Source organism: Microcystis sp. M015S2 (assembly GCF_020245945.1).
GTDB lineage: Bacteria > Cyanobacteriota > Cyanobacteriia > Cyanobacteriales > Microcystaceae > Microcystis.
The window spans coordinates 42490-52130 of sequence record NZ_JADBTX010000089.1 but is presented as its reverse complement, the minus strand read 5'-3'; the positions used below and the strand labels follow the sequence as shown (position 1 = coordinate 52130).

Sequence of the window (9641 nt, the reverse complement as noted above, 5' to 3'; positions counted from 1 at the left end):
GGTTTGCAGAATCCATAAACCCTGTTCACCCCGTCGAAAAGTTTCCACTCGTTGGTGTTTACTATTCACTAAGACATATTCCTCTAAACTTTCTAGAGTTTGATAATCATTAAATTTATCCCCCCTGTCAAAAGCTTCTGTGGAATCGGAGAGAACTTCGATAATCAATTTAGGAAAACTTTTGTAGGTAGCAGTTTCTCTATCTCTGTCATCGCAGGTGACAAGAATATCAGGATAATAAAAGTGATTGCGCTTCTCTAATCTGACTTTCACATCGGCAAAATAAACCCGACAATCGGAACCCCGCAAATGATTACGAATAATTGTGTATATATTCCCCGCAACAATATTATGAGTATCCGTCGTTCCTGCCATGGCGTAAATTTGCCCATCGATATATTCGTGTTTAATGGGACTTTTTTCTTCAAACTGAAGATATTCTTCTGGAGTGAGATTATTATAGTTAGATAAAGCAATCATCGTTTTTTATCCTAATCACAACTATATTAAGTACCTAAGCAAAATTAATTATACATCTAAGCCGTTAGCATTCCCTGATTACTGTTCACTGTTCACTGATAACTGAAAAGTCTCCTGTCTCCGAGTCTCCACTAGGAAATTAACTTTGCAGGACTAGATACCTGTTGAAATACTGTCTAGGAGAACCAGCAAAAAGAGCCTAGAATGGTTAATCTATATGCTATTACCCTTGTAACTCTCTATAACTACTGCTATGACAACCCTAATTGACTATTCAAATATTCAATCTTTACCCGAAGTTTGGTCAATAGTTGCCCAGCGTTTCCCCAATATTATCGCCCTGCACGATCCCCACAGTAAACCAGAAGTAATTATCACCTATCGGGAACTTTATCAACAAATTCAGCAATTTGCCGCCGCTTTACAAGCATTAGGAGTCACAGAAACCGAAAATGTCGCTTTATTTGCCGATAATAGTCCCCGGTGGTTTATTGCCGACCAAGGTTCCATGGCAGCCGGGGCCGCCAATGCGGTACGATCTGCTCAAGCAGATGCAGAGGAATTAGCCTATATTCTCGCTGATAGTGACAGTCAGACGCTGATTGTCGAAAATAACAAAACTTTAGGGAAATTGCTGGCGAAAATCCCTGAATTGCCCCTAAAATTAATCGTGCTGCTCACCGACGAAGACCCCGCTACTGGGGCGATTTCCGTGCAGACCTTAAATTTCAAGCAACTAATGGCGATCGGGGCTGAGAACACCCTTAAACCTATCACCAAGAGCGAAAATGATCTGGCTACCCTCATCTACACATCGGGAACGACGGGACAACCCAAAGGGGTGATGTTAAGTCATGGTAATCTGCTGCATCAGGTACGCAACTTAAATGCTATCTTTCAACCGGATCCTGGCGATCGAGTTTTAAGTATACTACCTTCATGGCATTCCTACGAGCGCAGTTGTGAGTATTTCAGTCTAGCTCAGGGTTGCACCCAGATTTATACCAGTATTCGCACTTTTAAGTCCGATTTAAAGCAATTTAGTCCGCAATTAATGGTGGGAGTTCCCCGTCTTTGGGAATCTCTTTACGAGGGTATCCAAAAACAATTTAGCGAACAATCGGCCACAAAACAGAAATTAGTGCGATTTTTGCTAGAAAAGTCGGAAAAGTACGTTATTGCTAAACGCATCGCCGATAATCTCAGTCTAGATCATCTTCACGCTTCCCCCGGAGAAAGACTAAAAGCAAGAATTCAATCCCTCTTACTCTATCCCCTCCATGCCATCGGTGATAAGCTAGTTTATGGCAAAATTCGCCAAGCAGTGGGAAATAAAGTTAAAATCTTGGTTAGTGGCGGTGGTTCCTTAGCCAGACATCTAGATACTTTCTATGAGATTGCGGGAATCCCGATTTTAGTTGGTTATGGACTGACAGAAACTTCTCCCGTGGCTACCGTCCGTCGTATCGATCATAACCTGCGCGGGTCTGCCGGTCGTCCCGTCTTTCAGACAGAAATCTGTATTGTCGATTTACACAGCAAAGAAGTCTTACCGACAGAAAAACACGGTTTAGTCTTGATTCGCGGTCCGCAGGTGATGCAGGGATACTATAAAAAACCCGAAGCAACCGAAAAAGCGATTTCTCCCGATGGTTGGTTTGATAGCGGTGATATTGGTTGGTTAACCGCTGCCGGGGATTTAGTCTTAACCGGACGGGCCAAAGATACAATTGTTTTGAGCAATGGTGAAAATATCGAACCGCAACCGATTGAAGATGCTTGTTTACGCAGTCCCTTTATCTCCCAAATCATGCTAGTGGGACAGGATCAAAAAGCTTTGGGGGCTTTGATCGTGCCTAATCTTGATATACTGGCCAATTGGGCCCAAGAACAGAAACTATCCTTAAATTTACCCGATCTTCACAGTGATCGCTCCACGATTCTTTCTAGCGATCTCTACAGCAAAAAAGTCTTAGATCTCTACCAACAAGAATTAAAGCGCGAGGTAAGAAATCGGCCCGGTTATCGTGCCGATGACCAGATTAAAACCTTTGAGTTAATTTTAGAGCCTTTTTCCCAAGAAAACGGCATGATGACCCAAACTTTAAAGATTAAACGACCGGTAGTAACGCAACGCTATCGCGATATGATTAACGAGATGTTTGCCAAGTAAATATTTCCGGCAAATATTCCCTAACCCCTTGACAAAAAGACCTTTTTAGGATAGGCAAATCATGGATGACGCACAAACCAGTTTATTACTGAAGCGCCCGGTGACAATTAAAGTCATCGTGACTCCGCGCTGGAAAGAAGAAGCACAACAGCAATTACAAGCACAAATGGTGCAAATTGATGCACAAATTCAACAATTAGAAACCCAAGGCCAAAGAGCGATCGCCGAAATTCAGCGTCAGAGTCTGATCCCCTTACCCCCCGCGGCTGCCCAACAGATTGATAATATTCAAATCCAAGTCAATCAACAGAAAAGTGAGTTTCTCGAACAAAAAAACCAGTATCTGCAACAACTGCAACAGGTACAACTCTTGGAACTCAATCAAGAAGTCGCCCAAGCACAATTAGAAAGCTTTTTCCGCGTCGAAAAAGGCGATAACTTAGTAGCCAAAATGAATGTGGAACTCGTCCTTAGAGATGGCATAGTCGAAGAAATTCGCGGCGAAATTTAAAGCTAGGGTGAGCAGTTACGGTTCATTGTCAACTTAACCGTTAAAATCGGCAATAGCAAGGGTTATTCTCCCTTGCTCACCCAGAAAACCGCCCCTAGCTCACATCACCCCTGACATGGCTTGCTCAAACCTGAAAAATATATTAAGATTCTTTATCGATCGCCCGGACAAACTCGCCTATATTGTTGTATAACTTCATCTCTCCATCGACTCACCCTTAATTAGGGCTTGCTGAAAAAGTTTTTCGTGGGGGTAGGGTGTGGGGTGTGGGGTTTTACCGATTTTGAGGGGGTCAATTACCTAATTTTCAGGGAAAAAGTCCCTGAAATTTCCCCCCGATCACTCCCATATTTGCTACTTTTTGATTGACAAAAAGTCTAAAAGTCTTACCTAACAAGGTTTTTAGATTTATTCAGCAAGCTCTAATTAGATACTATAAATATGAAATCTCTATGCTTTCTTTCTTACCCACTATTCTTTTAGCTCAGTCCGCCTCGGTTCTGCCCCAGATAGAGAGGAAATTAATCACCCAATATCAGGAAGTGCGTCAGTTGCCCGGTCAACTGAATGACGTTCTAGTTTTTAATAGCAATAGTCCCGAAATCGTAGAAAAAGAGGGCATTCTCCTCTCCACTTTCCCCGGCAAAGGAAAACGTTATCCCATAGCCCATCTCAATCATCCCCTACAAGGACGTTTTGACGTTTTCACCCACCACATCGCCCGTCAAACCGATCCCAATCGCGACCTACACCAGGGCCTGATCGTTACTAATCCCACCTCCAGAAACCTCGTTATCCGCATCCTGCAAGGAGTCAGTTACGTCACCTCCGCCGATGCCCCTTTTGTCGATTTACCCTCTCTGGTGGAAGATCCGAACGGCCGGGTTTTTTCCGGTCCCGGTTCCCGTTTAGCCAGCGATATCATGCGTCGTCGCCATGATACCCAATTTCCCACCCAGATCGTCATTCCCCCAGGCCAAAGTCGGATGCTCTTCGATCTGGTTATCCCCAGAAGTAGCGCCCGATCGACCCTCCTACGTCTCTACAGCGATGGACCCGTCTATATGGCCAATTTAGCCCTCTACGAAGTTCCCCAAAAAGTCAAAATCGAAGATCGGGAAATAGCAACCTTTCGTCCCCCTACCCTAGAGGAATGGCGTACCCTATTAGTTAGAGGTGATTTAGCCGCTCCTCGCGATTTTCCCCCCACTCCCCCCGATCAATGGTCCCCCGGAAGAAGAAATTTTTATGGTCGCGTCGCCGGAATTTCTGTCGGTTCGGAATGGGCAACCCGCATTGTCGATCCCAAAGGGGGAATTAATCTCACCATTCCTCAACCCGGTCAAGCTTTTGCCTATCCTTTAAGTACGGTGACGGCAGCTACTTTCGGAACCAGACAAATTCAAAGCGCCCCCATGTTAGTGCGTTATCCCGATACGGCTTTCAAAGCTCACGGTAACTACGGTGTTCACTACTATCTGACTTTACCTCTATATAACAACACTAGCAAAACCCAGGTGGTGGCTTTGAGTATTCAAACCCCAATTAAAGAAGACAATTATCTCGATCGCTTGCTATTTGTTGAACCCGTCCAGGGACCGGTATTTTTCCGGGGTGCAGTGCGCGTTACCTATCTTAACGCACTGGGACGCACCGAGGAACGTTTTTTCCATCTCGTTCAACGGGAAGGACAACAGGGAGAAGCTTTAGTACAGGTGGAACTTCCCCCCGGAGCCAGACGCGACATTAATCTCGATTTTCTCTATCCCCCCGATGCCACACCTCCCCAAGTTTTGAGCGTTAAAACTTTGGAATAGATAGTTTTTCTCGAAAAGTTAACGGCTGATTGTCGGGGGTAATAAGTAAGATACACTGAAATTAATCTCTCTGTGAATCGGCCGATGAATATTAGCAAAACTTGCTTTATTTTCTGCTTATTATCTCAATTTTTGGGCAATACAGCTGCGAGTTTAGCCGTGACTAAACTCGATTTTGATACCGGTCAAACCCTAACAAATCAAGTAATTAAATCGGGAAAAATTAAGGTAAAAGTTAGCTATCAACCCAGGAATCTGAATGAGAGAGTTGATGACAGTTCTGATATTAATAATGTTTCTTATAAAATCTTTTATAACGAGCAACTTTATCAGGAAAATAGCGGCTATAGTGCCTTTGGAGCCGGCTATGTCGAATTGAGAGATTTAGATAATAATGGCATCGATGAGATTATTGTCTCCACCTATAGCGGCGGCGCTCACTGCTGCACATCTTTGGTAATTTATACTTGGCAAAAAGATAAATTTATTAGAGAAGAAACGGGTTTTTTAGATGGTAGTGGTGGTTCCTTTGAAGATTTAGATGGAGATAATAATTATGAATTTGTCACCGTTGATAATGCTTTTTTGTATGCTTTTAGTTCCTACGCCGCCTCTTTTCCTCCCTCGAGAATTTATACTTTTCAACAGGGTAAATTAGCAGATGTCACCAGAAAATATCCTCAAAAATTAAGAAAAACTTTAGCTGAAATGTTGAAAGCCTGGCAGTTAGCTAAAAAAGAAAAAGCCGAAGTCAATGGCATTTTGGCCGGTTATGTGGCCCAAAAAATTCTCCTAGGAGAATACGAAGAAGCTTGGCAATTTCTCCTCGCTAATTACGATAAAAACTCCGATTGGGGTCTCGATATCAATGGCGAAAGTACAGTGATCGGCAAATATCCAGACTTTCCCACTGCCCTGAGAGCTTTTCTCCTGAAAAATGGCTATTTATCTGAAAGTGCCAACAATAAAAAAATAGCAAACGCTGTGAACAACTATGTTAAAAAAAGTCAATTATCTGCGGTCGCTATTTTGTTTCCTCGCTACAATCCTCTGGAGTAGTCATCTAGGGATCAACTCTAGCCTCGCTGTCAATAATAATTGTCAACTGTCCGAATCAGAAATCCAACAACAAGAAAATCTGCGTCAAACTTCGCCCCAAGAATATAACATTTTATTGCATAAATATGCTGAACAATTGCGCTTTTGTCGTTCCCGACACTGGTTACAGGAACAGGCGATCTGGTTACGTCTCTACTCCTGTGATACCCGCCCCGGCTCGATCGAAAGTATCCTCGATCGCATCGTGGCCAAAGGTTATAATACAGTTTATCTGGAAGTTTTTGCCGATGGTCAAGTCCTATTACCTCCTAACAATAATCCCACCGTTTGGGATAGCGTCATTAAAAATCCCAGTGCCGGAAATGTGGATTTATTAGCACAAGCGATCAAACAGGGACATAAACGCGGTTTAAAGGTTTATGCTTGGTTATTTAGCCTCAATTTTGGCTATGCTTATAGCTTGAAACCCTATCGACAGGAGGTGTTAGTACGCAATGGTAAAGGACAAGATAGCACCTCTTTTGTCGATGATCAATCCCAAACTTTTGTCGATCCCTACAGTAATCAAGCGCGACAGGATTATTTAATTCTCCTAGAAGCCATTTTACAACGTCGTCCCGATGGAGTTTTATTTGATTATATTCGCTATCCCAGAGGAACAGGAGTCGATTCCGTTGCTGATGATGTCAAAGATTTATGGATTTTTAGTCCGGCATCCCGACAAGCTTTAATTAATCGAGGATTGAATAATAAGGGCAAATTTTTAATCGATCGCTATCTGACTCGCGGCCAAATTTCCCCCGATGATATCGTCGAAGCCGACCGCCTTTATCCCCAAGAAACCGCCCCTCTTTGGCAGGGTAGAATCCCCTTAGAAGAGGAGATGAAACAATCAGTTAAAAGTCGTTTTGATCGCCTCAAATTAGAACTTTGGTTCCTAGCGGTTGCCCATGCTGCCCAGGGTGTCATTGATTATATTAGTTATTTTTCTGCCCTAGTGGAACGTCAGGGAATTCCCGCCGGGGCAGTGTTTTTTCCCGATGGGAATCGTCTTGTGGGTAATCAAGGTTTTGATTCTCGTTTACAAGCTTGGGATAGTTTTCCCGCTTCCCTAGAATGGCATCCTATGTCCTACGCTAATTGTAACGATACCACCTGTGTGGTTAATCAGATCAAAAGAGTAGTGGCAAGCAGGGGAAATCAAACTCCTGTTATCCCAGCTTTAGCGGGTTTATGGGGACAACCCTATAACAATCGTCCCTCCTTAGAAGTGCAAATGGAAGCAATTCGCATAGCCTTTCCCACCATAGATAGTATCAGTCATTTTGCTTTTTCTTGGCAAGAACCACAATTCGATCGAGCCAGAAGATTTTGTCCAACGTAACCGCATTTACACCTCCACTTTCACTTCCTCTGTTTGTCCCTGTGTTGGGGGAACTATCAAAGGCGGCAGTTCCGGTCCGGCGGTGTTGAGAGTCGGTGTAATATCGACGTAGTTAATCACCGCCCCTAAAATTTTCACCTCCGCTTCTGCTAACTGATCAGTTGCTTCACTCAAGAGACTAGAACGAGTTATCGCCTGGCGCGTTACCAGAATAATCCCGTCTGCTAGTTCTTCTAAGAGCAGCGCATCATTACAGCTAGACAGAGAAGGAGTATCGACAATCACCAGATCGAAACGGCCGCGAGAATCTTTGAGAATTAATTGTAATTCGCTCGATTCAATGATAGCTGCCGCTTGTTTTTGCGGACCGGGACTGGGCAAAATGGAAAGGTTTTCAATATTTGGGGCCAGCCGGATCGATTTACTTTTTGCCCCGTAGTAAAGTAGGGGTTCTCGGAAAGAATTGGGATCGGGAGTGACTCCGATTTCTTCGGCCTTAGAAAGACTTCTCAGATCTCCTTCGACTAACAGAGTCCGTCGGCCCGCTAAAGCCGCAGCGATGGCCAGATTATAGGCAGTGGCGGTTTTCCCCTCTCCGCCAGTAATACTGGTGACAATGACCACTTTCACCGTTTCGCCGCCGCCCACAAGTCGCAGGGTACTGCGTAAACGTTCGTAGTAGGGGAGATAATTGGCATTAGCATCGGCGAGAATCGGCTCGATTTCCTCGCCCTCTAAATTGCGGACAATGGGCAATTGTCCTAAGAGTAGTATATCCCGACTAACCAAAGCTTCCCGCAATTCTTGGGGACTGTGCAGGCGATCATCGATCACTGCTAACAGGAGAATCACGCCCAATCCGGCTAAAGTTCCCAAACCAGCGCCCACCAAGAGAATCAAGGTACGATTCTTGCGGTTAAACACCTGTTCGATCGGTTGAGCAACTGGCGTTTGGGCGACGGTGAGACTACCCACGGTTTCCGCTTCTGCAGCCTGAGCATCCACCAGAGCATTGAGAATATTCTCGTAGATACCCCGTTGAAAGGCGACAGCTTGGATTAAACGAGCTTGCTGTAGCTGTTTATCGGGGAATTTCTCGTATTGGGAGCGTAATTGCTGTTCCTGAGTCACTAAGGATTCTAATTGTTTCATTAAACCCTCGCGCTGGGTTTGCAGGGTGACTAATTGAGCCGCTAGTTGTTGACGGGTGGCATCGAGATTACTTTGCTGACGGATGCGACTGCTGGGAAGATCGGTCAGGATGCCATCTTTTCCGATCACCTCGGCGGCTCTTTTTTGTAAGAGAGATTCGTTAACTTCCTGTTCTTTGCGTAATTTAGCTACGGTGGGATGTTCGGGACGTAAATCCTTCTGTAGTCGCTCCAATTGGGCTTCCGTACCCAAGATCTGCGCTCGGATACTGGCAATAATCGGGTCGGCACTAAGGGCCGAGGAGGTGTAAGCTTGATCGGGGGTTAAATCGAGTTGTTTACTCAGACTATTAATCTGTCCTTGAATGCCTTGCAGTTCTAGGCGAATTTCTCGCTGTTGCTGTTGACTACTGGTGATAGCGGTGAATAAACTCCCATCTTGAATCGCCAATAAATCTGAACCCTGGGTACTAATGTAGCGATAAAACTTTTCTTCGGCTCTGGTTAAATCTTTTTGGACTTCGTTAAGTCGGACACTGAGAGCTTCTATGCGGGCCCGTAACTGGGAAGTATTCAGCCAGCGACTGTATTCCACCATTTCCTTCATCAAGGTTTCGAGAATTAACTCCGCCTTGGACTGGGAGTCGGACCTTAACTCTAAAAGTATCTCTTGGGGTTGGTCGCTATTATTTTTTTGTCCCTCCACTTCACCGGGGAAGGTGATTTTCAAATCTTGATCGCGAATTTTAACGATCTGTTCCTGATTAAATTGCAATTTTTTGGCGGCATTGACCAATACCCGGGGAGATAGCAGTAAATCGCGATCAATAGCCCGCCCTTGTTCTTGCAGTTGGCTTCCTGTACTGGTAAAAGCTGGCGGCGGCACCCGGTAGGCCAATTGTCCCACCGCCCGATAAAAGGTGGGGGGTTTCTCAGGATCGGGTAGGAGAGCAAAGATCACAGAACCGCCTAAACAGACGAGGAAGACGAATATTCCCACAAATTTGTTCTGATCTAGCGAGATGAGAAATCGTTTAACAATTGGTAGAGCCATAGCTTTTTAATG

General features: G+C 44.6%; 7 protein-coding genes. 5 read left to right on the top strand and 2 right to left on the bottom strand.

Annotated features, from left to right (window positions below; all coding sequences use genetic code 11):
- Window positions 1-480, bottom strand: a 480-nt coding sequence (locus tag IM473_RS16045) for a Uma2 family endonuclease (protein ID WP_287658570.1), incomplete at its 3' end; no start/stop codon positions are given.
- Between the two features lie 253 nt (window positions 481-733).
- Here IM473_RS16045 and IM473_RS16040 point away from each other — a divergent pair.
- The 5 genes from IM473_RS16040 (at window position 734) to IM473_RS16020 (ending at window position 7424) form a co-directional block, all read left to right on the top strand.
- Window positions 734-2653, top strand: coding sequence for a long-chain fatty acid--CoA ligase (locus IM473_RS16040; protein WP_287658568.1), 1920 nt, complete (start codon window positions 734-736; stop codon window positions 2651-2653).
- Window positions 2654-2714: 61 nt separating this feature from the next.
- Window positions 2715-3164, top strand: a complete 450-nt coding sequence (locus tag IM473_RS16035) for a YlqD family protein (protein WP_002735919.1) — start codon at window positions 2715-2717, stop codon at window positions 3162-3164.
- A 452-nt stretch (window positions 3165-3616) separates the two neighbouring features.
- Window positions 3617-4981, top strand: a complete 1365-nt coding sequence (locus IM473_RS16030) for a DUF3370 domain-containing protein (RefSeq protein WP_287658567.1) — start codon at window positions 3617-3619, stop codon at window positions 4979-4981.
- Between the two features lie 84 nt (window positions 4982-5065).
- Window positions 5066-6040: a hypothetical protein gene (locus IM473_RS16025; RefSeq protein ID WP_287658566.1), complete on the top strand. Its 975-nt coding sequence runs from the start codon at window positions 5066-5068 to the stop codon at window positions 6038-6040.
- Window positions 5976-7424: a family 10 glycosylhydrolase gene (locus IM473_RS16020; RefSeq protein WP_287658564.1), complete on the top strand. Its 1449-nt coding sequence runs from the start codon at window positions 5976-5978 to the stop codon at window positions 7422-7424. Before IM473_RS16025 ends, IM473_RS16020 begins: the two co-directional genes overlap by 65 nt.
- 6 nt (window positions 7425-7430) lie before the next feature.
- Here the strand turns inward: IM473_RS16020 and IM473_RS16015 are convergent, their stop codons facing one another.
- The gene (locus IM473_RS16015) at window positions 7431-9629 is read right to left on the bottom strand and encodes a GumC family protein (RefSeq protein WP_287658563.1); all 2199 of its coding nucleotides are present in this window, start codon (window positions 9627-9629) and stop codon (window positions 7431-7433) included.
- Window positions 9630-9641 lie beyond the last annotated feature (12 nt).

What these genes read in the sequence shown, in the direction of transcription:
- IM473_RS16015 (WP_287658563.1), bottom strand. Translation starts at nt 9,629, where the DNA reads ATGGCTCTACCAATTGTTAAACGATTTCTCATCTCGCTAGATCAGAAC.
- IM473_RS16040 (WP_287658568.1), top strand. Translation starts at nt 734, where the DNA reads ATGACAACCCTAATTGACTATTCAAATATTCAATCTTTACCCGAAGTT.
- IM473_RS16035 (WP_002735919.1), top strand. Translation starts at nt 2,715, where the DNA reads ATGGATGACGCACAAACCAGTTTATTACTGAAGCGCCCGGTGACAATT.
- IM473_RS16020 (WP_287658564.1), top strand. Translation starts at nt 5,976, where the DNA reads ATGTTAAAAAAAGTCAATTATCTGCGGTCGCTATTTTGTTTCCTCGCT.
- IM473_RS16025 (WP_287658566.1), top strand. Translation starts at nt 5,066, where the DNA reads ATGAATATTAGCAAAACTTGCTTTATTTTCTGCTTATTATCTCAATTT.
- IM473_RS16030 (WP_287658567.1), top strand. Translation starts at nt 3,617, where the DNA reads ATGCTTTCTTTCTTACCCACTATTCTTTTAGCTCAGTCCGCCTCGGTT.